The organism is Streptomyces sp. NPDC053542 (genome assembly GCF_044544685.1).
Taxonomy (GTDB): Bacteria; Actinomycetota; Actinomycetes; order Streptomycetales; family Streptomycetaceae; genus Streptomyces.
Genome location: NZ_JBITXL010000005.1, coordinates 141,974 through 157,629, shown reverse-complemented (window position 1 = coordinate 157,629; position 15,656 = coordinate 141,974). Strand labels below are relative to the sequence as shown.

The 15,656-nt window shown below is 71.7% G+C and carries 11 protein-coding genes; 6 read left to right on the top strand and 5 right to left on the bottom strand.

The window, feature by feature from the left end; all coding sequences use genetic code 11:
* The first annotated feature begins 233 nt into the window (after positions 1-233).
* Entirely contained in the window at positions 234-1,355 is a 1,122-nt protein-coding gene (locus ACIGXO_RS15635; protein WP_399787082.1) for an AI-2E family transporter, read from the top strand.
* On the opposite strand, the gene ACIGXO_RS15630 is transcribed toward ACIGXO_RS15635, so the two are convergent.
* Positions 1,262-3,487, bottom strand: coding sequence for a SpoIIE family protein phosphatase (locus tag ACIGXO_RS15630; RefSeq protein ID WP_399786002.1), 2,226 nt, complete (start codon positions 3,485-3,487; stop codon positions 1,262-1,264). The genes ACIGXO_RS15635 and ACIGXO_RS15630 overlap by 94 nt on opposite strands.
* A gap of 245 nt (positions 3,488-3,732) precedes the next feature.
* On the opposite strand from ACIGXO_RS15630, the gene aspS reads away from it, so the two are divergent.
* Positions 3,733-5,496, top strand: a complete 1,764-nt coding sequence (gene aspS / locus ACIGXO_RS15625) for an aspartate--tRNA ligase (protein ID WP_399785999.1) — start codon at positions 3,733-3,735, stop codon at positions 5,494-5,496.
* A gap of 106 nt (positions 5,497-5,602) precedes the next feature.
* The gene (locus ACIGXO_RS15620; RefSeq protein WP_399785997.1) at positions 5,603-6,151 is read left to right on the top strand and encodes a Uma2 family endonuclease; all 549 of its coding nucleotides are present in this window, start codon (positions 5,603-5,605) and stop codon (positions 6,149-6,151) included.
* Positions 6,152-6,209: 58 nt separating this feature from the next.
* Here ACIGXO_RS15620 and metG read toward each other — a convergent pair whose 3' ends face one another.
* Entirely contained in the window at positions 6,210-7,919 is a 1,710-nt protein-coding gene (gene metG / locus ACIGXO_RS15615; protein ID WP_399785993.1) for a methionine--tRNA ligase, read from the bottom strand.
* 194 nt (positions 7,920-8,113) lie between these two features.
* Here metG and ACIGXO_RS15610 point away from each other — a divergent pair, with 194 nt between their 5' ends.
* Positions 8,114-8,308: a DUF397 domain-containing protein gene (locus ACIGXO_RS15610; RefSeq protein ID WP_399785990.1), complete on the top strand. Its 195-nt coding sequence runs from the start codon at positions 8,114-8,116 to the stop codon at positions 8,306-8,308.
* 105 nt (positions 8,309-8,413) lie between these two features.
* Here the strand turns inward: ACIGXO_RS15610 and ACIGXO_RS15605 are convergent, their stop codons facing one another.
* Positions 8,414-10,090 (bottom strand): VWA domain-containing protein, encoded by a 1,677-nt coding sequence (locus ACIGXO_RS15605; protein ID WP_399785987.1) that lies wholly within the window; start codon positions 10,088-10,090, stop codon positions 8,414-8,416.
* Between the two features lie 283 nt (positions 10,091-10,373).
* Between ACIGXO_RS15605 and ACIGXO_RS15600 the strand changes: the two genes are divergently transcribed.
* The gene (locus tag ACIGXO_RS15600) at positions 10,374-12,458 is read left to right on the top strand and encodes a PhoX family protein (RefSeq protein WP_399785984.1); all 2,085 of its coding nucleotides are present in this window, start codon (positions 10,374-10,376) and stop codon (positions 12,456-12,458) included.
* Positions 12,459-12,537: 79 nt separating this feature from the next.
* Here the strand turns inward: ACIGXO_RS15600 and ligD are convergent, their stop codons facing one another.
* Positions 12,538-13,512 (bottom strand): non-homologous end-joining DNA ligase, encoded by a 975-nt coding sequence (ligD, locus tag ACIGXO_RS15595; RefSeq protein WP_399785982.1) that lies wholly within the window; start codon positions 13,510-13,512, stop codon positions 12,538-12,540.
* Between the two features lie 199 nt (positions 13,513-13,711).
* On the opposite strand from ligD, the gene ACIGXO_RS15590 reads away from it, so the two are divergent.
* A complete protein-coding gene (locus ACIGXO_RS15590; RefSeq protein WP_399785979.1) occupies positions 13,712-14,653 on the top strand; it encodes an NADP-dependent oxidoreductase in 942 nt (313 codons plus the stop codon).
* On the opposite strand, the gene ACIGXO_RS15585 is transcribed toward ACIGXO_RS15590, so the two are convergent.
* Positions 14,640-15,617, bottom strand: a complete 978-nt coding sequence (locus ACIGXO_RS15585; RefSeq protein WP_399785976.1) for a hypothetical protein — start codon at positions 15,615-15,617, stop codon at positions 14,640-14,642. The genes ACIGXO_RS15590 and ACIGXO_RS15585 overlap by 14 nt on opposite strands.
* Positions 15,618-15,656 lie beyond the last annotated feature (39 nt).

Genomic DNA, 15,656 nt, shown 5'->3' with positions numbered 1-15,656 from the left:
GGACACACGGCGGTCCACGCAGCACACGGCCGCGCCCGGCGTTTCACGTGAAACGCCGGGCGCGGCCGTGTGCTGCGTGGACCGCCGTGTGTCCGCGTGTCCGTGCTGTCACAGCCGTCCGCCGTAGGGGTTCGCTGCGTCGGCCGTCTGCCGGATGTGTCTGGTTGAGCGCGCAGTTCCCCGCGCCCCTGCGGGGCACGTGGTGGACTGGGACCGTGCAGAAGCGGACCAAGATGGAGGAACGGGAAGCGCTGCTTCCCCTCGGTGCCCGCCGGGCGGCGGCCTGGTGCGGACTGCTGCTGCTGGTCGCGGCGGTGATCGCGGTCGCCGTATGGCTGACGGTGACCCTGAAGGCGGCCGTGACGCCCGTCCTGCTGGCCCTGCTGGGCAGTGCGCTGCTCGGGCCGGTGTACCGGCGGCTGGTCGCGATGAAGGTCAACCGTTCGCTGGCGTCCGGGCTGACCTGCGCCGTACTGCTGGTGGTGGTCGGCGGAGCCGGGTACATCGTGGTGTCGGCGCTCATCGACACGGGCGACCAGATCGTGTCGTCGGTGCAGCAGGCGACCCGGGAGCTCACCAAGTACCTGGGCGCTTCCGGCACCTCGCTGGGCGACCTGACGGCGAACGCCAAGCAGCTGGCGGAGAAGTTCGGCGGCCGGGCCGCGACCGGACTGCTCTCCGGGCTCAGCCTGGTCGGCCAGACGGTGGCCGCAGCCGTGCTGGCGCTGCTGCTGACCTTCTTCTTCCTGCGGGACGCGGACAAGGCGGTGGGCGTACTGCGGTCCTGGTCGCCGGGCGACTCCGGGCCGCGGCTGGAGCGGATGGCGCGGCGCGGCTTCGAAGCCGTGGAGGGCTTCATGCGCGGGACGACGGTCATCGCGCTGATCGACGCCACCTGCATCACGGTCGGGCTGCTGATCCTGGGGGTGCCGGGCGCGGTCGGGCTGGGCGCGCTGGTCTTCGTCGGCGCGTACATCCCGTACCTCGGCGCGTTCATCTCCGGCGCGGTCGCGGTACTGGTCGCGCTGGCCGACCGCGGGTTCGTGATCGCGCTGTGGGCGCTGGGCGTCGTACTGGCCGTGCAGGTGCTCGAAGGGCACATCCTGCAGCCGATGATCCAGAGCCGTACCGTCCATATGCACCCGGCCGTGGTGCTGCTCGCGATCACCGCGGGCGCGAGCGTGGCGGGCATCCTCGGGATGCTGCTGGCCGTGCCGCTGACGGCGGCGGCGACCGGGATCCTGTCAGAGCTCCACCAGCGCTACGCGGCCGGTTCGGAGAGCGAGGAACCGGACAGCCCGGGGCCGCCGTCCGGCGGCTCCTCCGGCGACACGTCCGGCGGCTCCCCGGCCTGAGCCGCGTCCGGCACGGCGGCGGCCTGCTGCGCCGCGTCCTCGTACAGCTCGAACCAGATCGACTTGCCGTCCCCGCGCGGATTCACGCCCCACGCGCCGGCCAGCAGCTCCATGAGGACCAGGCCGCGGCCGGAGGAGGCCAGCTCGCCGGGGCGGCGGCGGTGCGGCAGCTCGTCGCTGCTGTCGGCGACGTCCACCCGGACCCGCCGGGAGCCCTTCACACCGGCGATCTCGGCGATCAGCAGGGCGTCGCCGTCGGTGTGCAGCAGGACGTTGGTGACCATCTCGGAGACCATCAGGGCGGCCGAGTCGATCTGGTCCTCGTCGGCCCAGTCGTGCAGCACGTCGCGGATCTGGCTGCGGGCCTCGGAGATCCGCTCCGGTTCGGCCTGCGCGATGGTCAGTACGGTGCGGCGCACGGGCGCCCGCGGCTCCAGCCCGCCGGTGCCGATGGCGCAGCTGCCGCCCTCGCGGCACAGCAGCAGCATCGCGATGTCGTCCTCGCGGCGGTCGGCCAGCCGACCGGTGGTGTGGTGCGAGGACGGCCCGTGCACGGCCTGTACCAGCGCGTCGGCGAGCTTTTCGAGGCTGTCGCCGGACTCCGGTTCCTCGTGGTTCTCGATGATGTCCCGCAGCCGCGCCCAGCCGCTCTCCAGGTCGTGCCCACCGGTCTCGATGAGCCCGTCCGTGCAGACCAGCATGGTTTCGCCGGGCTCCAGGACCAACCGGGTGGTCGGGTAGTCGGTGTCCGGCTCGATGCCCAGCGGCAGCCCGCCGGCGGTCGGCCGCACCAGCATCGTGCCGTCGGTCATCCGGATGGCGGGATCGGGATGGCCGGCCCGGGCGATGTCCAGCAGCCCCGTGGCCGGGTCGACCTCGATGTACAGGCAGGTCGCGAAGCGCGGGTCCAGCCCCTCGGCCTCGGTGTCGTTCAGGCCCGAGAGGAAGCGGGAGGCGCGGGAGAGCACGGCGTCGGGGTGGTGGCCCTCCGAGGCGTAGGCGCGCAGCGCGATCCGCAGCTGGCCCATGAGGCCCGCCGCCCGTACGTCGTGGCCCTGCACGTCCCCGATGACCAGGGCGATCCGGCCGGAGGGCAGCGTGATCATGTCGTACCAGTCGCCGCCGACCTCCAGGCCGCCGCCGGTGGGGACGTACCGCGCGGCCACCGCCATACCGGGGATGTCCGGCTGCACCGTCGGCATCATGCTGCGCTGCAGGCCGACCGTCAGCTCCAGCTGCGACTCCTGGTCACCGGCCCGGTGCAGCGCCTGCGCGAGCATCCGGGCGACGGTGGTGAGCACCGAGCGCTCGTCGGGCGTGAAGGCGACGCGGTGGGCGAAGGCGGCCATCCAGGCGCCGACCGTCCGGCCGGCGCTGATCAGCGGCAGGAAGGCCCAGGACTGGCGGTCGAAGTGCGCGGCCATCGGCCAGGTCGCGGGGAACCGGCGGCGGTACTCCTCCGGGGTGGGGAGATAGAGGGCGCGCCCGGTCCGTATCACCTCGGCGGCCGGGTAGTCGGTGTTCAGGGACATGTCGACGAACGGCTGCTCGTCCCCGGGGCGCTGTCCGTGGTGCCCGATGACCGATATGTGGTCGCCCTTGATGCCGAAGACGGCCAGCCCGTCGGGCATGAAGCCGGGCATGGACAGCCCGGCCGCCACCCGCAGCACCTCGGCGGTGGAGCGGGCCTCGGCCAGCGCGCGGCCCGCGTCCAGCAGGAACGCCTCGCGGGAGCGGCGCCAGTCGCCGGTGACGGGGGTGCGCGCCGCGGACGTGCCCGGCTGCGGCTCGGGGACCTCCTGGAGGGTGCCGAGCAGCTCGTAGCTGTTGTCCAGCGGCGTGACGCGGGCCCGGCAGCGGACGACGCGCAGCACCTTGCCGTCGGTGTCCATGACCCGCAGCCTGCCTTCGGCGAGGGTGCCCTCGGTCAGCGCGAGGTGGACGACGCCGTTGATCTCGGCGAAGTCGACGGCGTGAAAACGGGAGCGGATGAAGGCTTCGCTGAAGTCGGCCGGCTCCTCGGGCAGCCCGAGCAGCCTGGCCGCCTCGGCGTCCAGCCTGACCTTGCCCACTGCGTGGTCCCAGTGCCAGAGGCCGGTGCCGATGGCCGCCAGGACGTCCTTGGTGCGCATTGCATCACTTTAGGTTGGTTTCACGGGGGCTCACCAGTGCGATGGACGTGACCCTGGTCCCATGGTGTTCCTTTGCGCAGTCCGCGGGAGTCTTGTCGTGGATATGGCGATCCGGAGCGGCGGGGCGGAGCGGTAACCTGGAGCGGTTATGCCAATCCTGGGGTGATCATCGGGTGCCGACCGGGAGCCGACCCCGGCCTCCCTCCCCCGTGCCCCACCTCGACTCGCGACGACTTGGATGAGCGATGCATCGGTACCGGTCCCATAACTGCGGCGAGCTCCGGGCCGCGGACGTCGACACGGACGTCCGCCTCAGCGGCTGGCTGCACAATCGACGTGACCTGGGCGGCATCCTCTTCATCGATCTGCGCGACCACTACGGCATCACGCAGCTCGTCGCCCGCCCCGGCACCCCCGCCAACGAAGCGCTCGGCTCCCTGACCAAGGAGTCCGTCGTCCGCATCGACGGCAAGGTCAGCGCCCGCGGCGCGGACAACATCAACCCCGACCTGCCCACCGGCGAGATCGAGATCGAGGTCTCCGCGGTCGAGGTGCTCGGCGCCGCCGAGCAGATCCCCTTCACGATCAACGCCGAGGACGGGGTCAACGAGGAGAAGCGCCTGGAGTACCGCTTCCTCGACCTCCGCCGCGAGCGCATGCACCGCAACATCATGCTGCGTACGGCCGTCATCTCCGCCATCCGCCAGAAGATGGTGACGCTCGGCTTCAACGAGATGGCGACGCCGATCCTCTCCGCGACCTCCCCCGAGGGCGCGCGCGACTTCCTGGTCCCCTCGCGTCTGCACGCCGGCAAGTTCTACGCCCTGCCGCAGGCCCCGCAGCAGTTCAAGCAGCTGCTGATGATCGCGGGCTTCGACCGGTACTTCCAGATCGCGCCGTGCTTCCGCGACGAGGACGCCCGCGCGGACCGCTCGCCCGGCGAGTTCTACCAGCTCGACATCGAGATGAGCTTCGTCGAGCAGGAGGACGTCTTCCAGCCCGTCGAGAAGCTGATGACCGAGCTCTTCACCGAGTTCGGCGGCGGCCGCGAGGTCACCTCGCCGTTCCCGCGCATCCCGTTCCGCGAGTCGATGCTCAAGTACGGCAACGACAAGCCCGACCTGCGCGCCAAGCTCGAGCTGGTCGACGTCTCGGACGTCTTCGCGGGCAGCGGCTTCAAGGCGTTCGCCGGCAAGCACGTCCGCGCGCTGGCCGTGCCGGACACCGCCGACCAGCCGCGCAAGTTCTTCGACCAGCTCGGTGAGTACGCCGTCGAGCAGGGCGCGAAGGGCCTGGCCTGGGTCCGCGTCGGCGAGGAGAACGCGCTGAGCGGCCCGATCGCCAAGTTCCTCACCGAGGACGACGTCAAGGCGCTCGTGGAGAAGCTGGACCTGAAGCCCGGCCACGCCGTCTTCTTCGGCGCGGGCGAGTTCGACGAGGTCTCGAAGATCATGGGCGCGGTCCGCGTCGAGGCCGCCAAGCGCGCCGGCCACTTCGAAGAGGGCGTCTTCCGCTTCTGCTGGATCGTCGACTTCCCGATGTTCGAGAAGGACGAGGAGACCGGCAAGATCGAGTTCTCCCACAACCCGTTCTCGATGCCCCAGGGCGGTCTCGAAGCCCTCGAGACCAAGGACCCGCTGGACATCCTCGCCTGGCAGTACGACATCGTCTGCAACGGCGTCGAGCTGTCCTCCGGCGCGATCCGTAACCACGAGCCCGAGGTCATGTACAAGGCGTTCTCGATCGCCGGGTACGACAAGGAGACCGTCGAGGCCGAGTTCGGCGGCATGCTCCGCGCGTTCAAGTTCGGCGCCCCGCCGCACGGCGGCATCGCCCCGGGCGTGGACCGCATCGTCATGCTCCTCGCCGACGAGCCGAACATCCGCGAGACCATCGCCTTCCCCCTCAACGGCAACGCCCAGGACCTCCTCATGGGCGCCCCCAGCGAGGTCGAGGAGTCCCGCCTCAAGGAACTCCACCTCTCGATCCGCAAGCCGCAGGTGAAGTAAGCGGCAGCCACACACGAGGGGCCCGGAACCGCACTGCGGTTCCGGGCCCCTCGTGTGTGGTCGCGCCCTATGCTGGGCACGAGAGCGGTCGGCAGGAGGACCTTCAGTGGACAACAACGCGCTCATCAAAATGTGGCACGAGCTGGATGTCCCCGATGGGCTGCGCGTAGAGCTGCTCGACGGTGAGCTGGTCATGCAGGCCAATCCCGGGCATTTCCATGATCTGCCTGGACGCACCTTTGTGCGCCACACCCCGGAGCCGTTCGAAGCATGGAACGAGCGAGGGCTGCTCGTGGCGGACGACTACCGGCCACGTGCCGATGCCGTAGTCATCCGAGCTGAGGACTGCCCGGCCGACAACGAGGCCGACTGGCCCGCGCAGATCATCCAGGCCGTCGTCGAGACCGTCTCCACGACCCGTACGGCCATCAGGCGCGACTGGGAGGAAAAGCGCGAGCGCTATGCCGAGGCCGGCATCCCCGTCTACCTGATCGTCGACCCCAACGACGCCACCTGGCACCTGCTCCAGCTCGACGGCCGCCACTACGTCGAGACCGCGAAGGGGATCTTCGGGCAGGAGATCGCGATGCCGGATCCCATGGGCTTCACGGTGCGGACGGCGGGTTGGCATCCGTACGGCGGAACGTCCGCGTAGCAGCATGACGGAGGGCCCGGAACCTTGTGGTTCCGGGCCCTGCGTCATTCCGTGGGGCTTACTCCTCGCCGCCGAAGCGCTCCTTGTAGGCCGTCAGGTCGTCTTCGGTGATCTTGGCGAAGAGGACCGGGGGGACGGTGAAGGGGGTGCCGGCCGGGACGGAGGAGAGCGCCTTCGCCTCGTCCGCCGTGACCCACAGGGCCGTGTCGTCGGCCAGGTCGAACGCACCGCGCATGGCCTTGGCCGAGGACGGGATGAACGGCTCGGAGATCACCGAGTACAGGTGGATGAGGTTCATCGCCGTACGGAGGGTGAGCGCGGCCGCGTCCTTGTCGGTCTTGATCTCCAGCCAGGGGGCCTTCTCCTCCAGGTAGGAGTTGCCCGTGCTCCACAGGGCGCGCAGCGACGCCGCGGCCTTGCGGAACTGGAGGGCCTCCATGTGGCCCTCGTACTCGGCCAGGAGCCGCGCGATGTCCTCGCCGAGCTTCGCCTCGGCCTCGCCGGCCTCGGCACCCGCCGGGACCTCGTCGCCGAAGCGCTTCCGCGAGAAGGACAGCACGCGGTTGACGAAGTTGCCGAGGGTGTCCGCCAGGTCCTTGTTGACCGAGGAGGAGAAGAGCTCCCAGGTGAAGGAGGTGTCGTCGGACTCCGGCGCGTTCGCGATCAGGAAGTAGCGCCAGTAGTCGGCGGGCAGCAGCTCCAGCGCCGCGTCGGTGAAGATGCCGCGCCGCTGGGAGGTGGAGAACTTGCCGCCGTAGTAGTTCAGCCAGTTGAACGCCTTGAGGAAGTCGACCTTCTTCCACGGCTCGCGGGTGCCCAGCTGGGTCGCCGGGAACATCACGGAGTGGAACGGCACGTTGTCCTTGGCCATGAACTCCGTGTACCGGACGTCATCGGCCTCGTACCACCACGACTTCCAGTCGCGGTTCTCCGGGTCGACGTCCGCCCACTCCTTCGTCGAGCCGATGTACTCGATCGGGGCGTCGAACCAGACGTAGAAGACCTTGCCCTCGGCGGCCAGGTCCGGCCACACGTCGGCCGGCACCGGCACGCCCCAGTCCAGGTCGCGGGTGATCGAGCGGTCGTGCAGGCCCTCGGTCAGCCACTTGCGGGCGATGGAGGAGGCCAGCGTCGGCCACTCCTCACCGGCCTCGTCGATGAACTTCTCGACCTCGCCCTGGAGCTTCGACTGGAGCAGGAAGAGGTGCTTGGTCTCCCGCACCTCCAGGTCGCTGCTGCCGCTGATCGCCGAGCGGGCGTCGATCAGGTCGGTCGGGTCCAGCACGCGGGTGCAGTTCTCGCACTGGTCGCCGCGGGCCTTGTCGTAACCGCAGTGCGGGCACGTGCCGACGATGTAGCGGTCGGGCAGGAAGCGCTCGTCGGCGTTCGAGTAGACCTGGCGAATCGCCCGCTCCTCGATGAAGCCGTTCTCGTGCAGCTTGCGCGCGAAGTGCTGGGTGAGCTCGACGTTCTCCGGCGAGGAGCTGCGGCCGAAGTGGTCGAAGGCGAGGCCGAAGCCGTCGTAGATCGCCTTCTGCGCGTCGTGCTGCTCGGCGCAGAACGCGTCGACCGACTGGCCGGCGTCCTTCGCGGCCAGCTCGGCGGGGGTGCCGTGCTCATCGGTCGCGCAGATGTACAGCACATCGTGCCCGCGCTGCCGCATGTACCTCGCATACACATCGGCCGGGAGCATGGACCCCACCATGTTGCCCAGGTGCTTGATCCCGTTGATGTACGGAAGGGCGCTGGTGATGAGGTGTCGAGCCATTGCCGGCTGCTCCCAAGTCGCTACGGTGAGTGATTTTTTGCACTACGGAACGCCAATATCGTACTCGCCCGGAAGGGGGTCACCGCGCCCCCTTTCAGGGCCGCCCCCACGCGTACGCATGGTGTGCAGGCGACCGGGGATGCTGTGAGTACCTGGGGAAGCGATGCGCGGCATCGAGGGGTGGCGGAGGGGCCATGGGTGACGGGGCGACGTGGTTCACGTCGAGTTACAGCGAGTACGAGGACGCCGCCTGCGTGGAGGTCGCGATCGCCGCCGGGGCCGGACCGGTGCAGGTGCGGGATTCGAAGCGGGTGGACGGCGACGAGCCGTGGCTGACCTTCTCGCCGGCGGCGTGGTCGCTGTTCATCGCGTACACGACGGCGGACTGAGGCGGGAAGCGGGACGGCCGGCCCCGTGGCGGCCGGCCCCGTGGCAGCGGAACGGCCCGGCCGCTCCCCGTGGGAGCCGCCGGGCCGTGCGCCGGTCGTGCCGGGTCAGCTCTTCTTGCTCTTCTTGCCCTTCTTGAGCACGCCCGCGGCACGGGCCTCGGTGAGCCACTCCGGGAACTCGATCATCAGCTGCGCGTACAGGTCCGCGTCGGCCAGGGCGCGCGGGTCGCGGCCGGCGTGGAAGAAGCCGGCGTTGTCGACCTTGCGCTTCTCCGGGACGGTGAGGTCGTCCAGCTTGCGCAGGAAGTCGAAGCCCTTGGCCTCGGGGTCGCCGAAGCCGATGAACTGCCAGAAGATCGGCAGCTCGGCCGCCTCGCACAGCGCCTTCTCGGCGGCGGGCTTGGAGGTGGGGGCGCCGTCGGTCTGGAAGATCACGAACGCGGGCACGGTCGTCTTCGACTTCTTGTAGTGGTCGACGACGGCCTTGATCGCCCAGTGGTAGTTGGTGCGGCCCATGTGGCCCAGGCCCGCGTGGAGCTCCTCGATCCGGCCCTCGTACGAGGTGAGGTCGAGCTCGGCGGTGCCGTCGACGTCGGTGGAGAAGAAGACGACGGGGACGGTGCCGTCGTCGTCGAGGTGCGCGGAGAGGCCGAGGGCCTGCTCGGCGAGGTGCTGGACGGTGCCGTCCTTGTAGTAGTTGCGCATCGAGCCGGAGCGGTCGAGCACGAGGTAGACGGCGGCGTGCTGCGTGGTGAGGCCGTGCTTCTCCAGCGCCGCACCGGCGTCCTTGTAGAGGCTGACCAGCCCGGGCGCGACCTCCTCGATCTTGTCGAGGGGGAGGGCGGACGCGGCCGCGGGGGCCGTTTCGGCGGCGACCGGCTCGGTGGTGGCCTCGGTCGGGGCCGCAGCGGGGGACTCGGTGCGGGCGGCGGGGATGGTGGCCGCGGGGGTGGGCTCGGGGGCGGGCTCGGGGGCGGGCTCGGGGGCGGTGACGACCTCGGGCTCGGCCTCGGCCTTCGGCTCGTCGGCCGTCACCTTTTCGGCCTGGACCTTCTCGACCTCCGGCTTCTCGGCCTGCGGGGCTTCCGCCTTCGGCTGCTCGGCCTTCGGCTCCTCGGCCGGGGCCTCGACCTCGGTCTCTTCGGCGTCGGCGGTCACCGGCTCGGGCGCAGCCTGTACCTCGGGCGCAGCCTGTACCTCGGTCTCTGCCTCGGCCTTGGTCTCGACGGCCACCGGCTCGGCGACTTCGGCCGCCACCTTGGCCTCGGCCTCGGGCGCTGCCTCGGGCTGGGCCGCTGCCTCGTCGCTCTTCGCGTCCTTCGGCTCCTCGGCCTCGACCTCGGTCGTCGCCTCCGGTGCCGCCGCCTCCGCAGCCGCCGTCTCCACGACCGCCGTCTCCGCGGCCCGCTTCTCCGGAGCCTCCGGCTTCGGGGCCGTCGGGCGGTCGAACGCCTCTCTCACCAGGTCCGAGACATCGGCGGCGGACGAGGAGGAGGCCGAGGCCGCGAGTACCGCGGCGCCCGCCGCCGGTGCGGTCTCCGCGTATGCCGGCTCCGGACGGGCCGGTGCCTGCTCCGAGCGGGCCGCCGGGACCTCCGTCTCCGCGGCCGGTGCGGTCTCCGCCACCGCGTCGGCCACCGCCTCCGCCGAGGGGGCCGACTCCTCGCGGGCCTCCGGAATGGCCGCCGCGTCGGTGGCCTCCGGCGCAGCGACGGCATCCGGTTCGTTACGGGCCGCCTTGGAGCGACCGAAAGCGTTGCGCAGCAGACTCCGAATGCCCATCGGCGTACCTCTCGTGCGTGTGGTGGCGTGCGTATGTGCTGGGTGCGGCGAATGTCCGTTTGAGCGAGGCGCGTGCTGACCTGGACGGACACCAAAGGGTAGCGGCCAGCCCCGGTCGCATCGTGGGACCCCGCGCGTCGTGCGCCGGTACGAGCCGAAGCCACCCGGATTCACCGTCAGTTCATCCTTTTGTCGCCGCGTGTCGGGACTGCACCCATACCGTCTCGCCTGATCAACCGACACACCGTCACCACCTGTCGCCACCCCCTACCGAAGGAACACCGTGCGCAAGCTGCTGCCGCTGATCGGCTCTCACCCGGGTGGCCGTTCGGCCATGACCTGCCGTTACCGCTGCGGTGACGCCTGCTTCCACGAGACGCCCAACACCAGCGGCAACGCCTACGTCGGTGACGTGATCGCGGGTGCGCTCTCCCGCCGCGACGTCCTGCGCGCAAGCGCCGTCGTCACGGTCGCCGCCGCCACCGGCGCCGCGCTGACCGGGCCGGCGGCCCCGCAGGCCGCCGCGGCCGGGTCCGGCGCCGCTTCCGGTACGGCGGCCACCGCCACCCGGCACGCCCGCCCCGCCCGCGGCCTGCGCTTCCCGGCCGTCGCGCCCAACACCGCCGACACCGTGACCGTCCCCGCCGGCCACGAGCAGAACATCGTCGTCCGCTGGGGCGACCCGGTGCTGCGCGGCGCCCCGGCGTTCGACGCCGACCGGCAGTCCGCGAAGGCGCAGGCCGGCCAGTTCGGTTACAACAACGACTACATGGCCGTCCTGGACCTGCCGGGCGAGCGGGACCGGCAGCTGCTCGTGATCAACCACGAGTACACCGACGAGGCGCTGATGTTCGCCGGGTACGACGCGGAGAACCCGACCCGCGAGCAGGCGGAGATCGGGCTGCAGGCGCACGGCCTGACGGTGCTCGCCGCGCAGGAGGAGCGGCGCAGCGGCCGGCTCACCGCGCTGCCCCGCCACCACCTCAACCGCCGGATCACCGGCACCACGCCGTTCGAGGTGACCGGCCCGGCGGCCGGCAGCGACCTGCTGAAGACCTCCGCCGACCCCGAGGGCACCCGCATCCTCGGCACGCTCAACAACTGCGGCGGCGGCATCACGCCGTGGGGCACCGTGCTGTCCGGCGAGGAGAACTTCAACCAGTACTTCGCCCACGGCGACCAGGCTGGCGACCCGGAGAGCGCCGCCCGCCTGAAGCGGTACGGCTTCAAGGGCGGCGCCAGCGAGCGGAAGTGGGAGCGGTTCGACCGGCGCTTCGACGTCGCGAAGGAGCCGAACGAGCCGAACCGCTTCGGCTGGGTCGTGGAGATCGACCCGTTCGACCCCGACTCCACCCCGCGCAAGCTCACCGCGCTCGGCCGCTTCAAGCACGAGGCCGCCGAGCCGCGGCTGACCCCCGACGGCCGGCCCGTGCTCTACATGGGTGACGACGAGAAGTTCGACTACTTCTACAAGTTCGTCTCCGCCAAGCGGATGAAGCGCGGCAACAGCGCGGCGGCCCGCGAGCACAACCGCACGCTGCTGGACGAGGGCACGCTGTACGTCGCGAAGTTCACCGGCGACAGCCCGGCCGGCCAGATCGACGGGTCGGGGAAGCTGCCCGAGGACGGCGAGTTCGACGGCCGCGGCGAGTGGATCCCGCTGGCCACCGGCACCACCTCGCACGTCCCCGGCATGACCGCCGAGGAGGTGTACGTCTTCACGCGGATGGCCGCCGACAAGGTGGGTGCCACGAAGATGGACCGCCCCGAGGACGTCGAGCCCAGCCCCCGTACCGGCAAGGTCTACGTCGCGCTGACCAACAACAGCGACCGGGGGAAGGACGGCAAGGCACCCGCCGACGAGGCCAACCCGCGCAACGGGAACAAGCACGGCCAGATCCTGGAGCTGACCGAGCACCGCAACGACCCGGCGGCCGGACGTTTCACGTGGAACCTCTTCCTCGTCTGCGGCGACCCCGAGGACCCGTCGACGTACTTCGGCGGCTTCCCCAAGGACCAGGTCAGCCCGATCTCCTGCCCGGACAACATCACCTTCGATGTGCACGGCAACCTGTGGATCTCCACCGACGGCAACGCCCTGGGCAGCCATGACGGCCTCTTCGGCGTGGCCACCACCGGCCCCCGCCGCGGCCAGGTGCGGCAGTTCCTGACCGTGCCGACCGGCGCCGAGACCTGCGGGCCGATCGTGCAGGAGCGGCGGGTGCTGGTCGCGGTGCAGCACCCGGGCGAGGTGGACGGCGCGAGCGTCGAGGAGCCCGCGTCGCACTGGCCGGACGGGCCGGGCGCGCTGGTCCGCCCGTCCGTGGTCAGCGTGTGGCGCACGGACGGCGACGACATCGGCGTGTGAGCCGTCCGGTCCGCCGGTACGGAGCCGGCCGCCTGCCGTGGGGGGACAGGCGGCCTGCTCCGTCCGTGCGGAGGGAGCCTCACTCCTCCGGCAGCCGCTTCGCCGCCGCGCTCACCGACCGGCCGCGCCAGCCGTCACCGGACCACGGGTCGGCCGCGTCCAGGCGCTCGGGCACGGTACGCAGCGTCCAGCGCTGGGCGTGCAGCTCCGGGTCGTCCAGTTCCTCGCGGGTGATCGGCATGGCCACCGGCGCGCCCGGCTTGGCACGGACGCTGTAGGGCGCGACCGCGGTCTGCGCGTAGGCGTTGCGCTGTACGTCGAGGTAGACGCGGCCGCGGCCGCCCTTCGTGGGGCGGTCGGCCTTGCGCTGCTCGGTGGTGAGCCGGTCGGGGTGGCGGTCGGCGAGCAGTTCGGCGGCGCGGTGCGCGAAGTCCCGTACCGCGTCGTAGTCCGACTTGGCGTCCAGCGGCGTGATGACGTGCAGGCCGCGCGAGCCGGTGGTCATCAGCCGGGCCGGCAGCCGGAGTTCGTCCCACAGCGCGCAGACCCGCCCGGCCGCCCAGCGCACGTCCTCGAAGTCCGCGCCCTCCGATGGGTCCAGGTCGACGATCAGCAGGTCGGGGTCGTTGGGGCTGTCCTCCCGGGACAGCCAGCGGTGCTGGGTGAGCGACGCCTGCCCGGCGAGGTACACGAGCGTCGCGGCGTCGTCGCAGACGACGTGTGTGACCTTGCCGCCGGCCTTCTCCTGGACGGAGGTATGCACCCAGTCCGGGAAGTAGTCCGGCGCGTTCTTCTGCATCAGCGGTCGGCCGCCGATGCCGTCCGGGTGGCGCTCCATCATCAGCGGGCGGCCGCGCAGATGCGGCAGCGCGCGCGGGGCGACGGCCCCGTAGTGCTCGGCCACGTCCAGCTTCGTGATGCCGTCGTCGGGGAAGAGCACCTTGTCCGGGCGGCTGATCGCGACGGTGCGCCGGCCCGCCCGTACGGTCTCCTCGTCCTTGGCGCGCCCGCTTCGGGGGCGCCCGACTGCCTTGTCGCCCTTGTCGCCCTTCATGAGGGGGAGGGGTAACCGCACCGGCCGTGCGCCAAACCCCTTGCCGCCGCGCCAAGGCCGCCGCCGGGGACGGCCGTACGAGTTGCTTCCGGGGCACGGCCCTTCGCCTGCCGCGCCGGGCGGCACCGGCGTGCTTACGATCCCTGGAGGCAGGGGCCGGACAGGGGCCGGGGTACGGAGAGGTGGAAGGAACGCCACGATGAGAGCCGTAGCAGTCAGTGCCTTCGGGGCCGAGCCCGAGCTGATGGACCTGCCACAGCCCGAGCCGGGACCCGGCGAGGTGCTGGTCGCGATGGCGGTCGCCGGGCTCAATCCGATCGACTGGAAGATCGCCGACGGCATGCTGAAGGACGCCGTGCCGCACTCCTTCCCGCTGGTCCTGGGGACCGACGGGGCCGGCGAGGTGGTCGCGGTCGGCCCCGACGTGCGCCGCTGCACGGTCGGCGACCAGGTCTTCGGGCAGTTCCAACTGCTCGGCAGGGGCGGCGGTTCGTACGCGGACTACGCCGTCGCCGCCGAGGACGCGGTCGCCCCCGCGCCGCGCAACGTCACGTACGCGACCTCGGCGGCGGTGCCGACGGCCGGCACGGCCGCGTACAACCTCGTCGAGGAGACCCGGGTCGCGGAGGGCAAGCGGGTGCTGGTCGTGGGCGCGACCGGCGGCGTCGGCACGTTCGTCACGCAGCTCGCGGCGCAGCGCGGCGCCGAGGTGATCGCCACGGCCCGGGCGGGCAGCGCGGAGCTGATGGGCCAGTTCGGCGCGGCGGCCACGGTGGACCACACCGAGGGCCCGGTGGCCCAGCAGGTGCTGGCGGCCCACCCGGACGGCGTCGACATCCTGATCGACCTGGTCAGCGGGGAGGCGGCGTTCGCGGACATGACGCAGGTCGTACGGGACGGGGGCACGGTCGTGTCCACCGTCGGCGCGGCCGACACGGACATGCTCATCGAGCACAACCTGCGCGGCTTCAACTTCGCCAACCGCCCCTCGCCGCAGCTGCTGTCCATCCTCGCCGACCACCTCGACGCGGGCCGGCTCACCGTCCTGATCACCAGTGAGGTGCAGCTGGAGGACGCCCCGGCGGCCCTCGCCCGCAGCCGCACGGGCCGGGCGCAGGGCAAGACCGTCATCGGCCTCTGAGCGCGGAGCGGGCACGTACCCGACGCAGCACCGCTCGCGGCAGGACTGGCGCGAGCGCCGCGACGACCCCCGCGGCCAGCAGCAGCCGGCCGCCGAGCCGGGCGTTCGCGGTGAGCGTGTCGTACACCACCGAGCCGGCCGGCCGGGGCACCGCCGAGGGCAGCGCGTCCAGGGCGTACCCGCGGGCGGCGGCGAACGCGGCCAGGAGGAGCGCGCCGCCCGCCACGCAGCCCAGCCCGGTACCGATCAGGGCCCGGCGGCGGCGCGGCGCCAGCAGCAGCCCGGCCGCCAGGCACACCACGGCGGCGGCAGGCAGCAGCCGGCCCAGCGTCCGCACCGCCTCGTACGGGCCACGGGCCCGGTCCACCTGGCCGGGCGACAGCAGGACGATCGTGGCGCCGGAGACGTGTACCCGCTGGATGAGGCGGGCGCCGGCGGGCACGGTGTGCACGAGGCGGGCCCGGGCACGGTCGATGACGGGCTTCAGATCGAGCCGCACGGCCCGGTCACCGGGCGAGGAGAGCGCCGCGACGAGGGAGGCGTGGGTGGAGCCGTTGACGCGGTTCCACAGGGCCGGGAAGGAGCGCGCGGTGATCACCCCGCGGATCTGGGTGGCCACGAAATCCCGTATCCCGCGGGTGAAATGTGCCCGTACCGCGGGCCGTTCGGCCGGCGGCACGGTGTTCACCAGCGACGTCAGGTCCACACGCCGCATCACCCCGTCGGTGATCGCGGCGACCACGGCTCGCTGAGCGGCCGGCTCGCGGGAGAGTGGCGCGGTGGTGGCGGTCCAGCGGGCGGTGTCGGTCAGTTCGGCGCGCGCCCAGCCCGCGGCGATGCCCGGCGGGGCCAGAAGGCAGCCGAGGACCAGCAGCACGGTGGCAACGGTGGCGCGCAGGCGGTGGCGGGCAGGCACGCGGCGTGCGGGCGGAGCACCGGTGCGGGCCGGCGCGCTCGCTGCCATGTCTCCTCCGTTTCACGTGAAACCGGGACCCGTCCCAAG